General features: G+C 62.8%; 21 protein-coding genes. 13 read left to right on the top strand and 8 right to left on the bottom strand.

Features of this window, described 5'->3' with window-relative positions:
* Window positions 1-39: 39 nt before the first annotated feature.
* Together BN1134_RS18880 and BN1134_RS08575 are read right to left on the bottom strand one after the other, a co-directional pair.
* Entirely contained in the window at window positions 40-417 is a 378-nt protein-coding gene (locus BN1134_RS18880; RefSeq protein WP_052449454.1) for a hypothetical protein, read from the bottom strand.
* On the bottom strand, window positions 410-1,042 hold the full coding sequence (locus tag BN1134_RS08575; RefSeq protein WP_042046605.1) for a TetR family transcriptional regulator: 633 nt from the start codon (window positions 1,040-1,042) through the stop codon (window positions 410-412). Before BN1134_RS08575 ends, BN1134_RS18880 begins: the two co-directional genes overlap by 8 nt.
* 161 nt (window positions 1,043-1,203) lie before the next feature.
* Between BN1134_RS08575 and BN1134_RS08570 the strand changes: the two genes are divergently transcribed.
* Together BN1134_RS08570 and BN1134_RS08565 are read left to right on the top strand one after the other, a co-directional pair.
* Window positions 1,204-2,370 carry an efflux RND transporter periplasmic adaptor subunit gene (locus tag BN1134_RS08570; RefSeq protein ID WP_042046603.1) on the top strand — a complete coding sequence of 389 codons (1,167 nt, stop codon included), beginning with the start codon at window positions 1,204-1,206 and terminating at the stop codon, window positions 2,368-2,370.
* A 15-nt stretch (window positions 2,371-2,385) separates the two neighbouring features.
* The gene (locus BN1134_RS08565; RefSeq protein WP_042046602.1) at window positions 2,386-5,508 is read left to right on the top strand and encodes an efflux RND transporter permease subunit; all 3,123 of its coding nucleotides are present in this window, start codon (window positions 2,386-2,388) and stop codon (window positions 5,506-5,508) included.
* Between the two features lie 40 nt (window positions 5,509-5,548).
* On the opposite strand, the gene BN1134_RS08560 is transcribed toward BN1134_RS08565, so the two are convergent.
* Window positions 5,549-6,820 (bottom strand): sensor domain-containing diguanylate cyclase, encoded by a 1,272-nt coding sequence (locus BN1134_RS08560; RefSeq protein ID WP_415857802.1) that lies wholly within the window; start codon window positions 6,818-6,820, stop codon window positions 5,549-5,551.
* Window positions 6,807-7,100 carry a PAS domain-containing protein gene (locus BN1134_RS20165; protein ID WP_232300614.1) on the bottom strand — a complete coding sequence of 98 codons (294 nt, stop codon included), beginning with the start codon at window positions 7,098-7,100 and terminating at the stop codon, window positions 6,807-6,809. Before BN1134_RS20165 ends, BN1134_RS08560 begins: the two co-directional genes overlap by 14 nt.
* A gap of 189 nt (window positions 7,101-7,289) precedes the next feature.
* On the opposite strand from BN1134_RS20165, the gene manA reads away from it, so the two are divergent.
* Complete coding sequence (gene manA / locus BN1134_RS08555; protein ID WP_042046601.1) at window positions 7,290-8,486, top strand: mannose-6-phosphate isomerase, class I; 1,197 nt, start codon at window positions 7,290-7,292, stop codon at window positions 8,484-8,486.
* 55 nt (window positions 8,487-8,541) lie between these two features.
* Here the strand turns inward: manA and BN1134_RS08550 are convergent, their stop codons facing one another.
* Window positions 8,542-9,855 carry a PTS sugar transporter subunit IIC gene (locus tag BN1134_RS08550; RefSeq protein ID WP_042046600.1) on the bottom strand — a complete coding sequence of 438 codons (1,314 nt, stop codon included), beginning with the start codon at window positions 9,853-9,855 and terminating at the stop codon, window positions 8,542-8,544.
* The gene (locus tag BN1134_RS19660) at window positions 9,852-10,079 is read right to left on the bottom strand and encodes a hypothetical protein (RefSeq protein WP_156991718.1); all 228 of its coding nucleotides are present in this window, start codon (window positions 10,077-10,079) and stop codon (window positions 9,852-9,854) included. Before BN1134_RS19660 ends, BN1134_RS08550 begins: the two co-directional genes overlap by 4 nt.
* 22 nt (window positions 10,080-10,101) lie before the next feature.
* On the opposite strand from BN1134_RS19660, the gene BN1134_RS08545 reads away from it, so the two are divergent.
* The 10 genes from BN1134_RS08545 (at window position 10,102) to BN1134_RS08500 (ending at window position 21,154) form a co-directional block, all read left to right on the top strand.
* Entirely contained in the window at window positions 10,102-10,407 is a 306-nt protein-coding gene (locus tag BN1134_RS08545) for a PTS sugar transporter subunit IIB (protein WP_042046598.1), read from the top strand.
* Between the two features lie 28 nt (window positions 10,408-10,435).
* The gene (locus BN1134_RS08540; protein WP_042046597.1) at window positions 10,436-11,770 is read left to right on the top strand and encodes a PTS sugar transporter subunit IIC; all 1,335 of its coding nucleotides are present in this window, start codon (window positions 10,436-10,438) and stop codon (window positions 11,768-11,770) included.
* A 49-nt stretch (window positions 11,771-11,819) separates the two neighbouring features.
* Window positions 11,820-13,202, top strand: coding sequence for a glycoside hydrolase family 1 protein (locus tag BN1134_RS08535; RefSeq protein WP_042046596.1), 1,383 nt, complete (start codon window positions 11,820-11,822; stop codon window positions 13,200-13,202).
* A gap of 32 nt (window positions 13,203-13,234) precedes the next feature.
* Window positions 13,235-13,546, top strand: a complete 312-nt coding sequence (locus BN1134_RS08530) for a PTS lactose/cellobiose transporter subunit IIA (RefSeq protein WP_042046595.1) — start codon at window positions 13,235-13,237, stop codon at window positions 13,544-13,546.
* A gap of 20 nt (window positions 13,547-13,566) precedes the next feature.
* Entirely contained in the window at window positions 13,567-14,469 is a 903-nt protein-coding gene (locus BN1134_RS08525; RefSeq protein ID WP_042046593.1) for an ROK family protein, read from the top strand.
* 155 nt (window positions 14,470-14,624) lie between these two features.
* Window positions 14,625-15,971, top strand: coding sequence for a carbohydrate porin (locus BN1134_RS08520; protein WP_042046592.1), 1,347 nt, complete (start codon window positions 14,625-14,627; stop codon window positions 15,969-15,971).
* An 11-nt stretch (window positions 15,972-15,982) separates the two neighbouring features.
* Window positions 15,983-18,172, top strand: coding sequence for a CBM35 domain-containing protein (locus tag BN1134_RS08515; RefSeq protein WP_042046591.1), 2,190 nt, complete (start codon window positions 15,983-15,985; stop codon window positions 18,170-18,172).
* An 87-nt stretch (window positions 18,173-18,259) separates the two neighbouring features.
* Entirely contained in the window at window positions 18,260-18,709 is a 450-nt protein-coding gene (locus BN1134_RS08510) for a CBM35 domain-containing protein (RefSeq protein ID WP_042046590.1), read from the top strand.
* A 214-nt stretch (window positions 18,710-18,923) separates the two neighbouring features.
* Complete coding sequence (locus tag BN1134_RS08505) at window positions 18,924-20,024, top strand: cellulase family glycosylhydrolase (RefSeq protein ID WP_042046589.1); 1,101 nt, start codon at window positions 18,924-18,926, stop codon at window positions 20,022-20,024.
* 182 nt (window positions 20,025-20,206) lie between these two features.
* Window positions 20,207-21,154: a LacI family DNA-binding transcriptional regulator gene (locus BN1134_RS08500; protein ID WP_042046588.1), complete on the top strand. Its 948-nt coding sequence runs from the start codon at window positions 20,207-20,209 to the stop codon at window positions 21,152-21,154.
* Between the two features lie 161 nt (window positions 21,155-21,315).
* Here the strand turns inward: BN1134_RS08500 and BN1134_RS08495 are convergent, their stop codons facing one another.
* Window positions 21,316-21,558, bottom strand: coding sequence for a DUF3297 family protein (locus BN1134_RS08495; protein ID WP_156991717.1), 243 nt, complete (start codon window positions 21,556-21,558; stop codon window positions 21,316-21,318).
* Between the two features lie 251 nt (window positions 21,559-21,809).
* Window positions 21,810-23,085: Ig-like domain-containing protein (locus BN1134_RS08490; protein WP_042046586.1), on the bottom strand; the 1,276-nt coding region annotated here is incomplete at its 5' end.

The following is a 23,085-nucleotide window of genomic DNA, read 5'->3' as shown; positions in this document are numbered from 1 at the left end:
CAGTGTAAACAGAGGCTCAGTCAAATGGAACCCGGCGGGCTAGGGGAGCCGGATGAGGTGCTGTTCATCTATTTGCCGCCATCCAGGGGGTAGCGTGGGCAGTGGCGTGGGGCGCAACAGGTAGAGCGGCGCCCCCGGCTTGAGCAGGGCGGGCAAATGGGGCAGCGCCTTCTCTACAGAAAAATGGGCCGGCTCGAGCCAGGCGGCGGCGAAGGGCACCGGCGTGCTGAGCTGCTCCAAGCGGCAGACGCGAACCGGCAGGCCGGCCGCCAGCGATGCCGCCTGAGCGGCCGCAATGTCGTGATGGTAGAGGCTGACCACCATGCCGGCTTGCAGCAGGCGGGCGGCGAACTGGCCATCGTCACCGAGCAGCAGCAGGTGGCTGCCGGCCGGTAGGGTGGGGGGGGCGTTATGCATGCATGCCACCGGTCTGGCGCAACAGGGCAAACAGGTTGTCGAGCAGGAAATCGGCCTCCTGCTCCAGACTGATACGCTCGGGGAAGTGCATCCAGTTGAGGATGTAGCCATCCAGCGTACAGTGCAGCAGGGTGGCGCAGCGGGCGGTATTGGTGTGGGGGGGCAGCTGACCCTGCTGCTTGGCGTTGTTCAGGGTGGCTTCGAGATCGCGGAAGAACTGCTGCGCCTGTTCGCGCATGTGGGCGCGCAGGGAATGGGTCTCCCCTTCCATCGACTCGAGGCTGAACATCAGGCTGAACATCTGGCGGTGGGCCGGCGCCGTGGTGACCTGGTGCAGCGCTTCACGCAGAAAGATTCTCAGACGCCCGAGCGGGTCGGCTTCGGCCGGATCGATGCAGGCATAGAGCTGCTGGGCCAGCGGCGCGCACAGCTCCTCCCACAGCGAGGCAAACAGCTCGTCCTTGTTCTTGAAGTGCCAGTAGATGGCGCCCCGGCTCAGGTCGGCGGCCTGGGCGATGTCGCTCAGGCTGGTCTTGGCCAGACCGTGGCGGCAAAAGAGATCGAGCGCGGTGTTCATGATGCGCTCGCGGGTCTGCTGGGCTTCTTCTTTGGTTCTTCTGGCCATATAAGGAAGGGCGTTCTCCACCTGATTGCGTAGTGTAAAAAGAAGGAAAAGTAACTTACATACATTCGTGAATGTTTGTATATTAACCCACTCACGTTTTTTTGCCAGCCGGCTTCGTCGCGAAACGGCTGCCCGATAGGTAACAGAGGCGTAGACTCTTCATGCAAAAACATACTCTTGCTCTGCTGTTGGCCGTGATGGCCGGTGGAGCACTGACAGGTTGCGGTGAGCAGGCCGGCCCCACCCAGGGACAGATGCCGCCGACCGCGGTGGACGTGGTCACTCTCGGTGCATCCACCGTGACGCTCGACACCGAACTGACCGGCCGCACTTCCGCCTTACGCATCGCCGAGGTGCGTCCTCAGGTGAGTGGCATACTGCAAAAACGCCTCTTTACCGAGGGCTCCGACGTCAAGGCCGGCGATCTGCTCTATCAGATCGACCCCTCGCTGTATGAGGCCGAAGTGGCCTCGGCCAGGGCCAATGTGGCCAAGGCGCAGGCCAACGAGCGTACCGCCCAGCTCAAGGCCAAGCGCTACGAGTCGCTGCTCAAGGTGAAATCCATCAGCAGCCAGGACTATGACGACGCCCTGGCCAGCTGGAAGCAGGCGCAGGCCGAGGTGATGGCCGCCAAGGCGGCGCAGCGCACCGCCGAGATTAATCTGGGTTACACCCGCATCACGGCTCCCATCAGCGGCCGCATCAGCAGCTCGGCGGTGACCGAGGGGGCCCTGGTGACCGCCCAGCAGGCCACCGCTTTGACCACCATCCAGCAGCTCGATCCCATGTACGTGGACGTGCGCCAGTCGACCGCCGATCTGCTGCGTCTCAAGCAGCTGGCTGCGGCCGGCAAGCTCAAGACCGATGAACGTCATGGCGCGCCGGTCAACTTCACGCTGGAAGATGGCAGTGTCTACCCCGAGGCGGGTTCGCTGCAGTTCTCCGATGTCTCCGTCGACGAGACCACCGGCATGGTGACCCTGCGGGTCGTGGTGCCCAACACCCACAACCTGCTGATGCCGGGCATGTTCATGCGCGCCACCTTGCAGGAGGGGCAGCGTCAGGATGCACTGCTGGTGCCGCAGGTGGCGGTCAGCCGCACCCCGCGTGGGGGCGCCTCTGTCATGGTGGTGAGCGCAGAGAACAAGGTCGAGGCGCGCGAGGTGCAGGTGAGCCGCATGGTGGGCAACAACTGGTTGGTTGAGTCCGGACTCAAGGCGGGCGAGAAGGTGATCGTCGCCGGCCTGCAGAAGGTCAAGCCGGGCGCCGAAGTGAATCCCAGTGAAGCAAAGGCCGCCGCCACCCCAGCCGCGCCCCAGAGCAAGTAATGGAGTAGTCGCCAAATGGCACGATTTTTCATAGACAGACCCATCTTCGCCTGGGTGATCGCCTTGGTGATCATGATGGCGGGGGGGCTGGCAATCCTGAAATTGCCGGTGGCCCAGTATCCCACCATCGCCCCGCCGGCGGTGGGGATCTCGGCCAGTTATCCGGGCGCCTCCGCCAAGACGGTGGAAGACTCGGTGACCCAGATCATCGAGCAGAACATGACCGGGCTGGATCACCTGCTCTACATGTCCGCCGAATCGGATTCATCGGGCAATGCCTCGGTGACCCTCACCTTCCAGCCGGGGACCGACCCCGACATTGCCCAGGTGCAGGTGCAAAACAAGCTGCAACAGGCCATGTCGCTGTTGCCGCAAGAGGTGCAGTCCCAGGGGATCCGGGTTGAAAAGACCTCGAGCAGCTTCCTGATGGTGATGAGTATCATCTCCACCGATGGCTCCCTGAGTGGTCAGGATCTCTCTGACTATCTGGTGAGTAACCTCAAAGAGCCTCTCAGTCGTCTCGACGGGGTGGGTGAGGTGACAGTGTTCGGCAGTCAGTACGCCATGCGCGTCTGGCTCGATCCGCACAAGCTCAACCGGGTGCAGATGACACCGAACGATGTCAAGGCGGCGATCCAGGCACAAAACGCTCAGGTGGCGTTCGGTAAGCTGGGGGGCACCCCGGCGGTGAGCGATCAGCAATTTACCGCCACCATCATGGGGCAGACCCGTCTCTCTACCGTGGAGCAGTTCCAGAACATCCTGCTGCGGGTGAATCAGGATGGCTCCAAGGTCCGTCTGGGGGATGTGGCGCGAGTTGAGCTCAATGGTGAGCGTTTCGATGCCGAGGCACTCTATAACGGCCAGGCCAACGGCGCCCTGGCGATCAAGCTGGCGACCGGCGCCAACGCGCTGGATACCGCCGAGAAGGTGCGGGCCAAGGTGGACGAGCTGTCGGCCTATTTCCCGAACGGCGTCAAGGTGGTCTACCCCTATGACACCACCCCGTTCGTCAAGATCTCCATCGAGGAGGTGGCCCAGACCCTGATCGAGGCGATCATCCTGGTGTTCTGCGTTATGTATCTGTTCTTGCAGAACTTCCGCGCCACCTTGATCCCGACTATCGCGGTGCCCGTGGTGCTGCTTGGCACCTTCGGCGTCATGTCGGCGTTTGGTTTCTCCATCAACACCCTGACCATGTTCGGTATGGTGCTGGCCATCGGCCTCTTGGTGGATGACGCCATCGTGGTGGTTGAGAACGTGGAGCGTCTGATGAGTGAGGAGGGGCTCTCCCCCCTCGAGGCGACCCGCAAGTCGATGGACCAGATCACCGGCGCCCTGGTCGGTATCGCCCTGGTGCTTTCGGCGGTGTTCGTGCCGATGGCCTTCTTTGGCGGCTCGACCGGTGCGATTTACCGGCAGTTCTCGCTCACCATCGTCTCGGCCATGACCCTGTCGGTGCTGGTGGCGCTGATCCTGACCCCGGCCCTGTGCGCCACCATGCTCAAGCCGCTCAAGCACGGCGAGTTCGGCCAGCAGCGCGGCTTCTTCGGCTGGTTCAACCGTCTGTTTGACGCCAGCACCCAGCGCTATCAGAGCGGGGTGCGCAAGGTGATCAGGCAGGGGGCCCGCTACAGCATCATCTATGCCGCCATGCTGGTCGTGTTGGGTATCCTGTTCATACGCCTGCCCAGCTCCTTCCTGCCGGAAGAGGATCAGGGGGTGATCATGTCCATGGTGCAGCTGCCAGTGGGGGCCACCAAGGAGCGCACCGAGACCGTACTGAGCGACATGCGAACCTACTTCCTCGAGCACGAGAAGGATAACGTCGAGTCGGTGCTGACCATCGCCGGGTTCAGTTTTGCCGGTAGCGGCCAGAACACCGGGATGGCCTTTATCAAGCTCAAGGATTGGGATGTTCGTCAGGGAGCCTCGCGCAGCGCCAATGCCATCATCGGCCGCGCCATGGGCTATCTGCTCAGCATCAAGGAGGCGCAGGTGTTTGCCTTTAACCTGCCTTCTATCCCGGAGCTGGGGACGGCCACCGGTTTCAACTTCTATCTGCAAGATCGCGGCGGCATTGGCCATGACAAGCTGATGGAGGCGCGTAACCAGCTGCTCGGCATGGCGGCGCAAGATCCGACCCTGGTGCGGGTGCGCCCGAACGGGATGGAGGACACGCCGCAGCTCGATATCAAGATTGACTACGACAAGGCGCTGGCCCAGGGGCTCAGCATCAGCGACATCAACACCACCCTGGCATCGGCCTGGGGCTCCTCCTATGTGAACGACTTCGTCGATCGCGGCCGGGTGAAGAAGGTCTACATGCAGGCCGATGCCCCCTTCCGGATGAACCCGGAAGATCTCAGCCTCTGGTACGTGCGTAACAGCAGCGGCCAGATGGTGCCCTTCTCCTCGTTTGCCACTACCGAGTGGAGCTTCGGCTCCCCGCGCCTGGAGCGCTACAACGGCGTGGCGGCGATGGAGATAGTGGGTGAGGCGGCCCCCGGCAAGAGTACCGGTGACGCCATGGTGGCCATCGAGAAGCTGGTAGAGAAACTGCCGGAAGGGGTGGGCATCGAGTGGACGGGGCTCTCTTATCAGGAGCGCGAGGCGGGAGCTCAGGCGCCTGCCCTCTACGCCATCTCGCTCCTGGTGGTGTTCCTCTGCCTGGCGGCCCTCTACGAGAGCTGGAGCATTCCGTTCTCGGTCATGCTGGTGGTGCCGCTCGGGGTACTCGGGGCCATTTTGGCCGCCACCCTGCGCGGGCTGGAGAACGACGTCTACTTCCAGGTGGGCCTGCTCACTACCATCGGCTTGTCGGCCAAGAACGCCATCCTCATCGTCGAGTTCGCCAAGGAGCTGTACGACAAGGGGATGAAGCTCGGTGACGCCGTGCTGGAGGCCTCGCGTCAGCGTCTGCGCCCGATCCTGATGACCTCGCTCGCCTTCTGCCTTGGCGTGTTGCCGCTGGTGATCAGTACCGGTGCCGGCGCCAGTAGCCGTAACGCCATCGGTACCGGCGTGATGGGGGGGATGATCACGGCCACCGTGCTGGCCATCTTCTTCGTGCCCATCTTCTTCGTGCTGGTGATGCGTTACTTCACCAAGGGGCGCAGCGAGCACAACCAGCTCTGATCCTCCACGAACATAACCAAGGGCCCTATGGGGCCCTTTTTCATGCTTGGCTTTCGACCCGGTTGCGCCCCTTGTGCTTGGCGCCGTAGAGCAGGTGATCGGCCTCCTGCAACCAGTCATCGACCGATGCCAAGGTGGGGCGATAGGGGGTGACGCCGGCACTGATGGTCAGATGCAGGGTCAGTGACTCACAGACGAAGGGGTGGTCGGCAACGACGAGACGCAGCCGCTCCAGCGTGTTGCGCGCGTTGTCCAGGGCGACATCGTGCAGCAGTACGGCAAACTCCTCGCCGCCGATCCTGGCCACCAGATCCTGCTCGCGCAGGGTATCGAGCAGCACCTTGGCGAGCCCTTTGAGCACGGCATCCCCGACCAGGTGGCCATGTTCGTCGTTGATCCGCTTGAAGTGATCGATGTCGAGGAGCGCCAAGCAGTGGCGCCCAGCCTGACGCCGACGAGGGCCGGCGAACAGGGCGCTGGCCTGTTCGAAGAAGAGGCTGCGGTTGGGGAGCTGGGTCAGAAAGTCATGGCTGGCGCTAAAGCGCAGGTCGCTCTCCATCCGGTTGCGCTCATCTTCCAGAGTGCGGGCGTGGATCAGGGTGCCGAGGGTGGCAACCAGTGGCTCGAGCTGTTGGATCACCGACGCGTCATACCCCTGCTGGCGGTTGGCCAGCGCTATCATGCCGATGGCTCTGCCGCCATAGGTGACGGGAATGCCGAGGAAGGAGTGCAGCTGGGGGTGGCCGGGAGGAAAACCACGGCTGGCCGGGTGGCTGGGGAGGTGGTTGGTGCAGACCGTGGTGTTGTGAGTCACCACATGGCCGAACAGGTTGTTGAGGTTGTTGAAGATGAGGCCGCTGCGGGAGCGGCTTTGGCGCTCGTACCACTCCCGGGTGGCCTCGTTCCAGGAGAGGTTGGAGATGGAGGGGAGGTAGAGGCAGGCCTGCTCGCCGCTGCCTTGGACGATGCCGATGAAGCCGAACTCGCTCTCGGTGACGCCGAGCAGGCGGGAGAAGAGCTTGTCACAGGCGCCTGCCAAGTTGTGATCGAGCAGGAATCCATCCTGGGCCGACAGCATGATGTCGAGCAGCTCTCCTTGGCGCAGCACCTTCTGCTCGGTCTCGACGCTCTGCGTGACATCGTGGGCATACTTGACGATGCGGCTGACCCGGCCATCGTTGCCGATGAGCGGGGTGTAGCTGGCCTGGATCCAGTAGTGGCGGCCTTGGTGGCCACGGCGCGGGAAGCGGCCGCTGCACGGTTGGCCTTGACGCAGGCGCTGCCAGAAGAGGCGGTATTCATCGCTGGCCACATAGTCGGGGGGGGCAGAGCAGGCTGTGGTGCTGGCCGAGCAGGGCCTCGCGCGGATAGCCGGTCAGTTTCAGGTAGTGATCGTTGACCCGCTCGATGACCCCGTCCGGGGTGAACTCTATGATGCCGTGGCTGCGCTCGATGGCGGCCAGCCTGGCCTTGAGTTCATCGAGGGAGGGTTCGGCGCCGAGCGCCTCTGGTTGCAGGTTGAGTGTGGCGGCGTCAGCAAGGTGGGCATGAGAGGGGGGAAGTAAGTCTGGCTCTTTCAACGGTTCATCCATGGAGTCTCTCCCTTCTGCCGACATTGTGAGATTAAACAGTAGCATATGAAATTGGGCCGGCAGCGGGGGGCCATGCCCTTCACGGCTGTACTTGGGCAGAGATATATCTATAATGGAAACCGGTTTCCAATTTGTTCCGCCCAGGTATCGGCGCCGCGCGTGCCGATCGCCCCTTGCCATGGATGCAGCATGACACAGACCACCCTCTCCCCCTTCTACCGCATGACCAACCTAGTTCAGCATTACGAGTGGGGCAGCCGCACGGCCCTCACCACCCTGTTTGGCCTACCCAACCCCGAAGGGGCGCCCCAGGCCGAGCTGTGGATGGGCGCCCACCCCAACGGCTGCTCCTTGGTCGAGGTGGACGGTGCGCCCACTCGTTTGGCCGACCTCATCGCCGCCCATCCCGAGGCTACCCTCGGCGCCAGCGCCGCGCCTGTTGGCGCCCTGCCGTTCCTGTTCAAGGTGCTGTGCGCCGAGAAAGCCCTCTCGGTACAGGTGCACCCGAGCAAGGCGCAAGCTCAGGCCGGCTTTGCCCGCGATAACGCCGCCGGGCTCACCGCCAACGCGCCAAACCGCAACTACCGCGATGACAACCACAAGCCCGAGCTGGTGTTCGCCCTCACCCCCTATCAGGCGATGAACGGTTTTCGCGACTTCGCCGCCATCCTCGCCCTGTTCCAGCTGGTTGCCGCGCCGAGTCTGGCGTCTTTGGTCAGCGCCTTCGCCGCCGAGCAGACCCCGGCTGGGCTGGCGCGCTTTTTTCGCGCCCTGCTGACCTTGCAGGGGCACGCCAAAGAGGAGGCGCTCGCGGCACTGCACGCCGCAGCCCTGGCCCACCGCGAGGAGGAGACCTTCGCCGCCGTGCTCGACTTGTTCGAGCAGTACCCAGGGGACGTGGGGCTGTTTGCGCCGCTGCTGCTGCACGTGGTGACCCTGGCGCCGGGCCAGGCCATGTACTTAGGCGCCGGCACGCCGCACGCCTACATCCGTGGTGCGGGGCTGGAAATCATGGCCAACTCGGACAACGTGCTGCGCGCCGGGTTGACCGGCAAGCACATGGACGTGGAGGAGCTGCTCTCCTGCACCCGCTGCGAGCCCACGCCGGCGGAGAAGATAATGCTGGCGCCCCACCTGGAGGGGGCGGTGCAGCACTTCGACGTGCCGGTGCCGGATTTCACCTTCAGCGTCTACCCGGCCGGGCTGCACGAGCTGCACAGCGCCAGTGCCGAGGTGCTGCTGGCCATCGATGGCGAATTGTCGCTGGTGCAGGAGGGCGCGTCCCTGAGCTTGCAACCGGGCCAGTCGGCCTTCGTGCCCGCGGCCACCGGCCGTTATCGGGTACAGGCTAAGGGGCGGTTTGCCCGGGCCGGCAACCGGGTGTGAGAGGGGAAAGATTGACCACCAAGAGGGGCCATCAGGCCCCTCTTCGCGTTGGGGGCTATTGGCCCCTGTTCGCCCGCTGCTGGCGCGCCGCCTCCTGCTCTAGCAACATCCGCTCGTGGGCGATGAAGAAGGGGCGATAGAGCACATAGCTGTTGAGGATGCAGACCAGCACCATCAGGGCGTTGGCCCAACTGCCGTTGGCCGCCCAGGCGGCGCCGAGGGGGGAGGGCATCGACCAGGGCAGCATGGCCACGAAGCGATCCAGATAGCCCCACTGGGTCAGCAGCCAGGCCAGGGTGGCGTTGATCATCGGCACCCCTATGAAAGGCAGAAAGAAGAGCGGATTCATGATGATGGGAAAGCCGAACAGGATCGGCTCATTGATGTTGAACAGGGAGGGGATGAAGCCGAGCCGGCCGACCGAGTGCAGGGTGCGGCTGCGGCTGCGCATCGCCATGAACACCAGCGGCAGGGTGGTGCCGATGCCGCCGATCAGCAGGTAGTAGTCCCAAAATCCCTGCAAGAAGATGTGCGGCAGCGGCTCGCCCGCCATCAGCGCTCCTTGGTTGGCGCTGAGCCCCGCCATCCAGAAAGGGGAGAGCAGGCCGTTGACGATGAGGGCGCCGTGCACCCCCATGAACCAGAGCAGGTGGGCCACCAGCAGGGCGATGAGCAGGGCCGGCAGGGTGTCGGCGCCGGTCACCAGCGGCTGGAACAGTTGCTCCATCAGCTCCGGCATCGAGATGCCGAAATGGCTCTGCAACCACAGCCGTAGCAGGCTCAAGGAGAGGGTGACAAACAGCAGCGGGATGATGAGCTGAAAGCCCTGCCGGGTCATCAGTGGCACCTCGTCGGGAAAGAAGATGATCCAGCCGGCGCGGTGAAACAGACGGATCACCTCCACCGTGTAGAAGGCCGCCAGCAGGGCGGTGAAGATGCCCAGCCCCCCGAGATAACCAAACACCCCGCTTTGCAGCGACCGAAAGTCGATGAGCAGCAGGAAGGCGACGCAGCCGCACAGGCCGCTGAGCCGCTCCGGCATCTGGTAGGCCTTAGCCAGGCTGGCCGAGGCGCCGAAGGCAATGATCAGCGCGATGAGCCCGGTGGTGTGGCTGTAGACAGGGTAGAGCCAGGGGGTGAGCTGTTGCGAGAGCTGGCGCAGCCCGGTGGCCAGCGGATGCAGGTTATCGGAGGCGATCGGGGGATAGAGCAGCGGCACCAGCAGGCTGCCGACGATGATGAAGGGCATCGCCAGCTGAAAACCGTCGCGCAGGGCCATCACGTGGCGGCTGCGGGTCAGCCAGTTGGCCACAGGCACCATTCTCTGCTCGATGATGCTGACCAGCATCCCCATGACCTGCATGTTCATTCGTCTCTTGCGTCCTCACTGGCCCCACGGCGATGGTGTGTCCATTTTGCCCCTTTTCTTGGAAACAGTCCTGCCGCTTCGGTTTCCGCTCCTATTTTTCCAACCCGCCTCACAGAAATCATGGCCAAGCCTTTCCCTTGAGCGATCTCGATCACAAAGCATACGGAAAACAATGGAAACCGGTTTCCGTTGTGTTTCAATGGCCCCGTAATTTCATCGTCCATTACTACTCAGGGAGATTCGTTGATGAACAAGATCATGCTGTGCTGCTCCTCCGGTATGTCCACCGGTCTGCTGGTCAAGAAGATGAAGGAAGAGGCGGCCAAACGTGGCCTGGCGGCGGAGATCAACGCCTTCGGTGCCAGCGAGTTCGATGCCCAGATGCCCCACTACCAGGTGGTGCTGCTGGGGCCGCAGGTGAAATACATGCAGGCCGAGCTGGCCGGCCGCGCCGCACCGCACGGGGTGCCGGTCGCCGTCATCGACATGATCGACTACGGCATGCAACGGGGTGACAAGGTGCTGGATCACGCCCTGTCGCTGATCGGCTGATTTTGCTTACCACTACAAGGAAGAGTCCATGAGTACCTTTTACGACCGCTTCGTCTCACTGATCGAGCAGAAGATCAGCCCCCTGGCCGGACGCCTAGGGCAGCAGAAGTACATCCAGGCCATCCGCGATGGCTTCATCGCCGCACTGCCGTTCATGATCGTCGGCAGCTTCATGCTGGTGTTCATCTACCCGCCCTTCTCGCCCCAGACCCAGTGGGGCTTCGCCCGTGCCTGGCTCGATTTTGCCAGCACCTACCAAACCCAGCTGCTGTTGCCGTTCCAGCTCAGCATGGGGCTGATGACCCTGTTCATCTCGGTCGGCATCGGCGCTAGCCTAGCCCGCCAGAATGGGCTGGACCCGGTGACCACCGGCCTGCTCTGCCTGATGGCCTTCATGCTGGTGGCCGCGCCGGTCAAGGAGGGGGCTATCTCGATGCAGTACTTCTCGGGCCAAGGGATCTTCACCGCCCTGCTGACGGCCATCTATGCCTCCGAGATGTATGCCCTGCTCAAGCGCCGCAACGTCACCATCAAGCTGCCGCCCCAGGTGCCGACCGGTGTGGCCCGCTCCTTTGAGGTGCTGATCCCGGTGCTGGTCATCATCCTGACCCTGCATCCGCTCAACCTGCTGATCGAGAGCAGCACCGGCATGATCCTGCCGCAGGCCATCATGTCGTTGGTCGAGCCGCTGGTGGCTGCCTCCGACTCGCTGCCTGCCATGCTGCTGGCGGTGCTGCTGTGCCAGATCCTCTGGTTTGCCGGCATCCACGGCGCCCTCATCGTGACCGGCATCATGAACCCGTTCTGGATGGCCAACCTGGCCAACAACCAGGCCGCCATGGCCGCCGGCGAGGCGCTGCCGCACATCTTCCTGCAAGGTTTTTGGGATCACTACCTGCTGATCGGCGGGGTTGGCTCCACCCTGCCGCTGGCCTTCCTGCTGCTGCGCAGCAAGGCGGCGCACCTGCGCTCCATCGGCAAGATGGGGGTGGTGCCCGGTCTGTTTAACATCAACGAGCCGATCCTGTTCGGGGCCCCGATCGTGATGAACCCGGTGTTCTTCCTGCCCTTCATCCTGGTGCCGATGATCAACGCCACCCTGGCCTGGTTCGCCCTCGATCTGGGGCTGGTCGCCCGCGTCGCCTCGCTGACCCCCTGGACCACCCCCGGCCCTATCGGCGCCTCCTGGGCCGCCAACTGGGCCATCAGTCCGGCGGTGATGAGCGTTCTGTGCATGTGCTCGGCCGCCGTCATGTACTACCCGTTCCTGAAGGCCTATGAGCGCACCCTGCTCAAGCAGGAGGCCGACGACCAGAGTGACGAGGCCGTCAGCGCCCCCATGGCCACCGCCAACGCCCGTTAATCCCTATTGCCGCCGGCCGCCCTGTGGGGCGGCCCAGAGGAGAATCACCATGCAGTACCGTTTCCCCGACACCTTCTGGTGGGGCAGTGCCTCATCCGCCCCCCAGGCCGAAGGCGCCAGCTTGCAAGGGGGCAAGGCCCCGACCATCTGGGATCACTGGTTCGCCATCGAGCCGCACCGTTTTCACCAGCAGGTCGGCCCGGCCGATACCTCGACCTTCTATCAGCACTTTCGCGATGACATCGCCCTGATGGCGCAAATTGGCCACAACAGCTTTCGCACCTCGATCGCCTGGGCCCGTCTGCTGCCCGAAGGGCGGGGCGAGCCCAACCCGGAGGCGGTGCGCTTCTACCACGCCATGCTCGACGAGCTGCTGGCGCGCGGCATCACCCCCTTCATCAACCTGTTCCACTTCGACATGCCGATGGTGATGCAGGAGAAGGGGGGTTGGGAGAGCCGCGAGGTGGTCGATGCCTTCGCCGAGTTTGCCGCCACCTGCTTCCAGCTGTTCGGGGGCAAGGTCAAGCACTGGTTCACCTTCAACGAGCCGATCGTGCCGGTCGAGGGGGGCTATCTCTACGACTTCCACTACCCGAACGTGGTCGATTTTCGCCGCGCCGCCCGCGTGGCCTATCACACCATGCTGGCCCATGCCAAGGCGGTGCAGGCTTATCGCAGTCAGGGTCAGGATGGCCAGATCGGCATCATCCTCAACCTGACCCCCTCCTATCCGCGCTCTCAGCACCCGGCGGATCTGAAGGCGGCCAACATCGCCGATCTCTTCTTCAACCGCAGCTTCCTCGATCCGGCGGTGCGCGGCGAGTACCCGAGCGAGCTGGTGGCGCTGCTGCGGGAATATGATCAGCTGCCGCCCTGCGAGCCGGGCGATCGCGAGCTGCTGGCCGCCGGCAAGGTGGACGTGCTCGGGGTCAACTACTACCAGCCGCGCCGGGTCAAGGCGCGCAGCAACGCGGTCAACCCCGCCAGCCCCTTCATGCCGGAGTGGTTCTTCGACTACTACGAGATGCCGGGGCGCAAGATGAACCCGCACCGGGGCTGGGAGATCTACGAGAAGGGGATCTACGACATCCTCACCAACCTGCGCGACCACTACGGCAACATCCCCTGCTTCATCTCCGAGAACGGCATGGGGGTCGAGGGGGAGGAGAAGTTCCTCGGCGAGGATGGCCAGATCCAGGATGACTACCGCATCGCCTTCGTCAGCGACCACCTGCGCTGGGTACACAAGGGGATCGGCGAGGGGTGCCAGTGCCTCGGCTACCACTTGTGGACCTTCATCGACAACTGGTCGTGGAGCAATGCCTACAAGAACCGCTATGGCTTCATCCGCCTCGATCTGGAAAGCGGCGAGCGCCGCATCAAGAAAAGCGGCGAGTGGTTCGCCGACGTCTCGCGCCGCGGCGGCTTCTAAGCCGGCCCCGACAGCAACACAAGGAGTACAGCATGTTTGATCTCGAAGAAACCGTCATGGGCATCATCATCAATGCCGGCCAGTCCCGCAGCCTCTGCTACGAGGCGCTGCTCTGCGCCAAGCAGGGCCAGTTTAGCGAGGCCGACGATCTGCTCAAGCAGGCCACCGAGGCGGCCAACGCCGCCCACGCGGTGCAGACCAAGCTGATCGAGGCCGATCAGGGCACCGGCGAGATCGCCGTCACCCTGGTGCTGGTGCACGCCCAGGATCACCTGATGACCTCCATGCTGGCCAAGGAGCTGGTGGTCGAGCTCATCGACATTTACCGCCGTCAGGCGGCCTGATCAGGCAAAGGAGTAGCAGCATGTTACGACTGGGACTGGATATCGGCGGCACCAAGATGGAGGGGCTGCTGCTCGATGCCGCCGGCAACGAGCGCTGCCGGCGCCGCATCGCGACCCCGCAGCAGGGCTACGCCACCTTCATCGAGGTGGTGACTGGCTTCATTCGCGGTTTTGCCGAGGAGGCCGGCGCCCCCTTTAGCATCGGCATCGGCCTGCCCGGCGCGGTGCGCAGCGATAACGGCTGCATCAAGAACGCCAACTGCCTGTTCCTCAACGGCCACCCGCTCAAGGCCGATCTGGAGGCGGCGCTCGGTCAGCCGGTGTGGATGGCCAACGATGCCGACTGCTTCACCCTCTCCGAGGCGCTCGACGGCGCCGGCAGCGGCGCCAACCTAGTGTTCGGGGTGATCCTCGGCACCGGCTGCGGCGGCGGGATCGTGGCGCACCAGCGCCTGCTGGTGGGCCCCAACGCCATCAGCGGCGAGTGGGGGCACAATCCGCTGCCCGGCTATGCCCCCCAGTTCGATGGCCCGGCCCAGCCCTGCTACTGCGGGCGCAGCAACTGTATCGAGCGCTTCGTCTCGGGCACCGGCTTTGCCGGGCGCTTCGTCGAGCGCCATGGCCGCAGCCTGTCACCGCAGGGGATCCTGACGGCGGCCGCAGAGGGGGATGCCGAGGCGCAGGCCCACTACGGCCACTTCATCCACGCCTTGGGGCGCAGCCTGGCGAGCGTCATCAACCTGCTCGATCCGGACGTCATTGTCTTCGGCGGTGGCCTCTCCAACGTGGCGAGCCTCTATGAGGATCTGCCAGCCGCCATCACCCCCTGGCTGTTCACCGACCGCTGCCTGACCCGGCTGTTGCCGGCCCGGCACGGTGACAGTAGCGGGGTGCGCGGCGCCGCCTGGCTGCCACAGCGCTAGTCATGCCGTCGCCCTGCGGGGCGACCCTCAACCACACAGAAAAAGGACATGGTGCCGCGCCACCGTGCGGGGATGTGCTGCCCGCAGGGGAGCGTTGCCGGTGGTGCGGCGCGGCTTACGCCACTTCAGTTGGACGTTATAAAAAGGAAGAGAAAATGGAAAACATCAACAAAATCATGCCTCTGTCTCTGCTCACCTTGGCCATGTTCAGTGGCACTGCGCTGGCAGACAAGTACGACTTCGCCATGCACGGCTATGTGCGCTCCGGCGTGCTGGCCAACCAGGACGGCAACCGGGTCGACTCCGTCAGCCTGATGCCGGACGGCAAGTGGCGCCTTGGCAACGAAGACAACACCAAGCTCGAGCTGATCCCCCAGGTGACCCTCACCTCCGACGCCGGCCCGGTGGCCAAGATCCAGGCCAACCTGACCCACGAGACCGACTGCACCGCCGACTGGAACTGTATCGACGACGATGGCCATGAGTTGCAGGTGCGCGAGGCCTACGCCCAGCTGACCAAGCTCGACTTCGCGCCGGACGTGGTGTTTTGGGGCGGCAAGCGCTACAGCAGCTCCAACACCTCCAGCCACCAGTTTGACTGGGAGTACATCCAGTACAACGGCACCGGCGGCGGGGCCGACAACATCGATCTCGGCTTTGCCAAGTTCGACGTCGGCCTGTACGCCTTCACCCCGAGCGACGAGGCCAAACGCTATCCCCACGATAAGGATGAGCAGGGCTACCCGGACGACTACTCCCTCAACCTGTGGTTCAAGAAGCTGGGCGGCGGCCCCATCGACCTGCAACTGGTCGCCCACCACATGAACCAGAACGAGGGCAACGGCTGGAAGCAGAGCGCCGAGAAGGGCTACGGCATCACCGGTATCTATAACCTCGACGGCTTCTATGGCCTGAGTGGTGGCTATTCGCGCATCGTCGCCCAGTTTGGCCGCGGTCTGGCGGCTGGCGACTCCCTTGGCAAGAACGGCTGGGGCTGGGCCAACCTCGATGACACCCAATCCTGGCGCCTGGTGCTCGATGGCATGGCCTCCCTCGGCAATGGCTGGGATGTCTCGACCTTCGCCTTCTATCAAAAAGACAAGAACTACCGCTGGTGGACCGGTGATGAAAGCGGTTGGGGCCGCAGCATGTGGGTGGCCGGCGTGCGTCCGATGCAGCAGATCACCAAGAACTTCGCCATGCAGTATGAGGTCGGCTACGAGTACCTCGACGACGACAACTTCAAGGGAGTGGAGGGGAGCAAGGGCAAGGGCGGCATGACCAAGGCCACTATAGCGCCGACCCTGACCTTCGACTCCGGCTTTTGGAGCCGGCCGCAGCTGCGCCTGTTCGCCACCTACGCCAAGTGGGACCGCGATGTAGCCGATGCCATCGACGGCAACTACGACTGGGGCACGGGCACCCTCTCGGCCGGCGCCTATTCGCGCAGCGGCAAGACCAGCACCTGGAACTTCGGTGTCCAGGGCGAAGTGTGGTTCTAAGGAGAGCAAGCATGAAACGCGTATTACTCAATACCCTGAACTTGTGTGTGCTGTCGGCCCTGGCCGGCAGCGCCCTGGCCGCCCCCTCGCACTTTGAGCACTTCATCACCCGTGATGGCGCTGCCCTGATGGATGGCAAGCAGGCGTTTCGCTTCGCCGGCATTCACGCCCCCGAGCTGCACCGCATCGAGGATGATGCGCGCGGCGTGTGCAAGGCCGACCCGCGCGGCTGGGGTCAGTACTTCAAGTGGCCGACCGCCGAGGAGCAAGCCAACTGGATCCGCGCCATGGTGCAGACCGGCGCCAAGGCCCAGCGGGTCTATGTCCTCTCGGTGCAGCAAGAGAGCGACAAGGCGTGCGGCCGCGAGACCCACATCCTGGCGCCCGCCACGGCCGAGGGGATGCCGCGCCTCAACGAGAAGGCCATGGTGGTCTATGACAACATGATTGCCGAGGCCGACAAGCAGGGGCTGCGCCTCATCCTCCCCTTCATCGATCACTGGTGGTGGTGGGGGGGCCGCGAGCAGCTGGCGGCCTTCTATAAGGAGAAGGCCGACGACTTCTACAACACCTCGAGCAAGACCTATCAGGCCTATCGGGAGATCATCCGCCAGGTGATCACCCGCAAGAACACGGTCACCGGTCGTCACTACTACGACGAGAAGGCGATCATGGCCTGGGAAACCGGCAACGAGCTGGAGAGCACCAACGAGGCCTTCTTGACCCAGACCGCGGCCTGGATCAAGCAGCTCGCCCCGCACCAGCTGGTCATCGACGGCACCTACAAGAAGATCAATGACTTTTCCCTCAAGGATCCGAACGTCGACATCATCAGCAACCACTACTACACCAACGCCGGCAACAACCACCCGGATCAGGTGAAAAAGGATCTGGCGGCCATCGCCGGCAAGAAGGTCTATCTGGTGGGGGAGTTTGGCCTGCTCGATCACCAGGAGCTCAATCACATCATGCAGTCCATCGTCCACAGCGAGGTGAACGGCGCCAAGGCGGCGGGGGGCTTTATCTGGGGGTTCCGCGGCCATCGCCACGACGGCGGCTTCTACTGGCACAAGGAGTACACGGGTCACTACAGCTATCACCTGCCCGGCTTCCCGGTCGAGGGCAAGGCCAATCAGGAGATGGAGGTGGTCAACCTGGTGCGCCAGGCCTCGGCCCAGATGGCCGGCCTTGAGCAGACCCCTGCGTTGCCGGCACCGGATGCGCCCGTGCTGCGCCAGAGCCACTCACCGTTTGCCATCAACTGGATGGGGGCGCCGGTGGGGCGGAGCTATGACATCGAGCGCGCCCCTGCCGCCACGGGGCCATGGAGCCGGGTCGGCAAGGATCTCTCGGACGGTCGCAACGAGTGGGACCCGAGCAAGATGAGCCTGTTTAGCGATGACTACCGCTCGCTCACCTTGGGCCAGACCTACTACTACCGGGTCATCGCCAAGAATGAGTCGGGGGTCTCCCAGCCCTCCAACGTCATCGCAATCAAGCACACCCAGCAGAACCTGCCGCCGGTGGTGGAGGCCGGGCGCGATCTCACCACCACGCTGGATCAGGGGGTCTTGCTGCACGGCGCCTGGCGCGACGACCAGCTGCCGACCCCGCAGGTCAAGGTGGGGTGGCGCAGCAGCGGGCCCCTCAAGGCCCACTTCTGCCACGCCGATCAGGCGGCAACCCGCGCCTGGTTCCCCCAGGTTGGCGAGTACCAGCTGACCTTCAGCGCCGATGACGGCCTGGCGCAGAGCGCCAAGTCCATCAAGGTGCAGGTGACAAAGGCCAATGGCGAGCTGCCGGCCAGCTACTGCGCGTTCAGCTCTGCCGTGCTCGGTGTCAAGGAGGGGGCGCTTCACGTGGTCAAGAGCGCCGAGAACCAGCTGGCCGTGGCGGCGGACGGTTTTGCCGGCCCATTTGCCAACGAGGGCGACCATATCAGCTGGCATGTCGAGGCTCCCTGGGCCGGTGCTTTCAACCTGCACCTGCACTTCAACGGCAAGTGGGGCGGCAAGAAGAACAGCGTGGTCATCAACGGCAGCGACAGCTACCCGATCGAGTTCCCGCAGACCGACGAGGCCGGCCAGGTGCAGGTGATCCCGGTGCAGCTCAAGCAGGGCAAGAACGAGATCCGTTTTGGCAAGTTCGCCGGTGACTGGGGCTACATGTTCGTGAAATCCATCCAGGTGATGGCGCAGTAATGCAAGGCGGGCAGCCCCAGTGCTGCCCGCTTCATGTTTTGTCGCGGCGAGGGGCCGTGCCCACCTCGCTTAGCCAAGGAGCCAAAAATGAAGAAACGCGTGTTGATGGGGGCCGCGCTGGCGGCGCTGCTCAGCGTGCCGAGCATGGCGCAGCAGGTGCTGGCCGAGCAATCGGCTAAGGAGGGCCAGCTCAATGTGGTCGCCAGCCCTAAGGATCAGCTGGCCATCGGTGCCGACGGCTTTCTCGGCCCGTTTGCCAGCGAGGGGGACAAGGTGACCTGGACGGTGGCGCTGCCCAAGGCGGGCCAATACCGGCTGCACCTCTTTTTCAACGCCAAGTGGGGCGGCAAGAAGAACACCCTGGTGATCAATGGGGGCGAGCCGCAGCAGATCGATTTTCCCCAGACCAGTGAGGTCGGTGAGGAGAAGGTGATCCCGGTGACGCTGCAAGCGGGCAGCAACCACATCAGCTTTGGCAAGGCGCCCAATGACTGGGGCTATATGTTCGTGAAATCGATCAAGGTGACGAGCGACTAATCATCAATAGGGCTGCGTGCGTGAGCCGGCAGCCATTTTTTGCCCAGCAAGACCCATCACAACAAGGGCCCTGATTATCTGTGGTTGGCCCTGCCGGCCCCGGATAAAACACCGGTGGTGTATTTCCATCATGCCGTGGCAATGAGTCGTGCGGTATCGCTGTCCAGGTTATGGAATGACCGCTTATCCCGTGGATAAACAAAAGGATAGATACGTGAAGAACAAGACAATTATCGCTGCCATGCTGCTTGGCTGCTGCACGCTCCCCGCCTTGCTGCTGAGCCCATCGGCCCTGGCCGCGACCACTTACCCGACCTGTGCCTCATCGGCCAGCGACCCTGACGGCGACGGCTGGGGTTGGGAGAACAACCAGAGCTGCAAGGTGGCCAGCACCACACCGCCCCCCGGCAGCGGCGATATGTACGTGAAAGAGGGCCAGCTTTATTCCGCCACTGGCCAGCGCTTTGTCGCCCGTGGCATCAACTTGCAGTACGGCGACAACCCAGGGGCGGCGCTGGCCGCCATCACGCCGATCGCCAATACCGGCGCCAACCTGGTGCGCCTGCAACTGCGCAAGAGCACCACGGCGCAGCAGCTGCGCAGTGCGCTCGATGCCATCGTCGCGCGCAACATGGTCGCCATGCCCATGTATTGGGAGAGTGACGTGACCTGCCAGAGCAATCCGCAGCCGCTGCAAAGCGCCGTCAGCTCGCTGTGGCTCGGCAGCTGGAAGGCGGTGATGCAGGATGCCAAATACAAGGGCAAGATCCTGCTCAACATCGCCAACGAGTGGGGGGAGGACACCAACAATTACGCGGATTTCGTCGCGACCTACAAGGGTCTCATCAAGCAGCTGCGCGATGGTGGCTACACCATGCCGCTGGTGATTGACGCGGCCCACTGTGGCCAGTATGTGCAGAGCTTCCTCGCCGGACGCGGCAGCGAGCTGCTCACTGCCGATGCCAGGAAGAACCTGCTGTTTTCCCTGCACGCCTACCACTGGCTGTGGGACACCAGTGCCGAGATCGATGCCGCCATCGCCCAGATGAAGGCCCAGAACCTGACCTTCCTGTTCGGGGAGTTCGGTGACAAGCGCTTCCAGGCGCCCAACAACGTCGATCACTACTACCTGCTGAACAAGGCGCAGGATGAGTCGGTCGGTTGGATTGCCTGGTCTTGGAAGGGAAATGGCGCCGGCGCCGAGGAGGTGCTCGACATGTCCTACGACTACGGCAGCATCAATCTCTCGCCGCGCGGCAACGACATCGTCTATGGCAACGGGGGGCTCCAGCAGACCTCCATCCTGCTCAAGTAACTCATCTGGCCTCCTGCCGCTTTCCGGCGGTGGGGGGCCCGTTGCATGGCGTGGCGATCCCACGCCTCTTTTGAAACCCTTTTCTGCTGTCACCTTGTTGATAAATCGGCCAATCGCATTGGCCGTCGGTGGGGGATCTGGTACGATGAAACAAGTTGTAAACCGGTTACCGGAATCACTCCATGGCTAATATCACCGATGTTTCACGTCTGGCAAATGTCTCGAAGGCGACCGTCTCGCGGGTGCTCAGCGGCTCGCGCGGTGTGCGTGAAGAGAGCCGCCTGGCCGTATTGCAGGCCGTTGAGCAGCTCAACTACCGCCCCAATGTGCTGGCCCGCTCGCTGGCGACCCAGGCAACCGACTGCATCGGTCTGCTGCTGACCAGCCAGAGCCATCAGCTGCTCACCACCTTGTTGCCCGCGCTTGAATCTCAGCTGACCCAGGCCGGTAAGAGTTTGCTGCTGCGCTTTGCCGACAGCGAGGAGACCCAGCAACAGGCGCTCGACGAGCTGCTCGGTGGGCGCTGTGATGCGGTGCTTGGCATCGGATTGATGGTCAACCCGCCCGATGAGGAGCGGCTGCTGCTGCTCGATGACATAGGGGGGGTGATCAGCTACGACCTCACCTTTGCCTGCGAGAGCGCCTGCCGCTTCCTGCTTGGCAAGGGACATCGTCAGATAGCCTTGCTGCTCGACGATCGCCGCTCCCCGACCGGCCAGCAGATCCTGCGCGGTTATCAGGAGGCGCTGCAACAGCAATCCCTGCCTTATAACCAGCAGCTGGTGATCGATGCCCAGGGCAACGCCCAGGCCCTGCTCGGTCTGCTCAACCGCTATCTGCCCTTCACCGCCCTGGTGGTGCAGCACGACGTGCAGGCCGCCGAGGCGATGCAGTTGCTGCGAGAGTTCAATATCCAGGTGCCTGAAGAGGTCTCTCTCATCACGCTGGAGGGAAGCCCGCTCTCGGCCGTCCTGCAACCGGCATTGACCTGTATCGAGTACCCGGTCGAGCAGATTGCCCGCGAGTGCGCCCAGGCCCTGATTGCCAGAGGCGAGGGGCGGGAGGTGCTGCACAAGGAGAGCCGGCTACATGGGCGGCTGGTGACCCGCGACTCGGTGCGCGCCTGCTGATCGCCGCGCCGCGAGCGGTTTGAACCGGTTAGCGCCGGGAAATAAAAAACCTCTGCCAAGGCAGAGGTTTTTTTATGGCCGAAGGTGGTCGCGGGAGGGGATATTCCCTTCACGTGGCGCGCTGCCCTGGCCTGCTTGGCTCTTTGTGCTGAGCCAAGGACTCAGAGGTAATAGGCCTCGACGCTGCCCTTGACGGTGATCAGCATGGGGTTGCCGTAGCGATCCTTGGCCTTGGGGGAGGGAATCTTCACCCAGCCTTCGCTGATGCAGTACTCCTCGACATTGGTGCGCTCCTTGCCGTTCACACGAATACCGATCTCGTGCTCGAAGCATTCGGCCACATAGTGCGGGCTGCGCGGGTTGGCCGCCAGATGATCCGGCAGGGCCGGTTTGTTGTCGCTCATGGTCATTACCTGTTGTCGATGCAAAGTGCGCCATTGTAGGCAATGGCCGTAGTGGGCTCAAGGCCATCTCTCGCATTGATAAGTTGGTACTGCTGAGCCCTCACCAAAGGATGCCTGTTAGCCTACAGATTGACGAAGCGGTCTCGACGAGTTTATTCCGCCATCTTTTCTTTCTTTATAAAAAAAAACCGCACGACAAGGTGCGGTAAAGGGAAGGTAAACATGGATTTTTAATAAAGAGAGTTTTTATTTTAAAGACTCAATTGACAGAGACCATAGATGCCGGGACTATTTCTGCCTACGACTGATTTACCTCCTTTTGTTTCTACCATGTAGACGGTGTCAGCAAAGGGGTAGGTTTCAGCTGTCCAATAGTAACTGGAGACGAATTGAGAGCCAGCATAGGCTGCCGTATCTCCCCATTCTGAAAACAGTGCACCCATTTTTCTAATAATAATATTTTGCCCACCCACCGGGCTTGGTATGAAATCCATGCCTAGTGTGAGATCGGATACGATGGGTTGACTTTGTCTTAATGTTGCACACCAGTATGCGGTGTCATCCCAAGACATTGGCTCTATACCATGATTGGTAAACCAGCGGTTGAGTGTAAAGGTATAGGTCAGAGGAAGGCCGCCCGCGGTCGGGGTGGCGGTGATGGTGACCGGTGAGGCGTTACCCTGAGAGATAAAGCTCACGACCCCTTCGTTATTCACTGTGACCCAGTCGGCGTCGCTCACCCAACTGTAATCGCTGGCGTGACTCGGAGTATTGAGGGTAAAGGCGGCACCCATAAAGCCGGTGCTCGGAAACCCTGCATGGATATTAAAGGTAAAGCCGTTTACCTCAACGCCAGTAAATGCCTGGGTCACAGTAATCGTCACAATATTGCTGTCTATGCCGTCCATGCTGGCCGTGACCGTGGTGTGTCCGACCTTCTCGGCTGTCAACAAACCGGTCAAGGTCATAGTCGCGGTGTCATTATCGCTGAGTAACCAAGCGACATCATTGCTGAGATCAGCCGTGCTGTTGTCGCTGTACATGGCTGTTGCGATCAGCTGCTGCGTCCCTCCCCTGGGGAGTGACACCTGCTCTGGCGTTATCTGGAGTGCCGTGATGGTCGCTGCGGTGACATTGACCGCAACGGTGTTACTGGTCACCCCCTCTTTATGGGCCGTCACTGTGGTACTGCCCATTGCCACACCGGTCAGCAGCCCGGCAGGGGTCACTGTGGTTGTGGCGGTATCGCTTGGTAAGAACCAGGTGACGTTATTGCTCACGTCTGCGGTGGTGTTGTCGCTGTAGGTGGCGATGGCGGTCAGTTGTTGTGTTTGTCCCTTAGCCAGCGATATCTCTTCCGCCGTTATGTGCAGGGCGGTAATGATGGCTGCGGTGACATTAATGGTGACCGTGTTACTGCTTAGCTCATCCATGCTGGCGATGACCGTGGTGTTGCCAACCTTCTCGCCGGTTAATAGACCGGTTTGAGTTAAGGTGGCGGTGGTGGTGGATTTGACCCCATAGGTC

Source organism: Aeromonas simiae (assembly GCF_000820125.1).
In the GTDB taxonomy this organism is placed as follows: Bacteria; Pseudomonadota; Gammaproteobacteria; order Enterobacterales; family Aeromonadaceae; genus Aeromonas; species Aeromonas simiae.
This window is presented reverse-complemented; position numbering and strand designations above follow the sequence as displayed.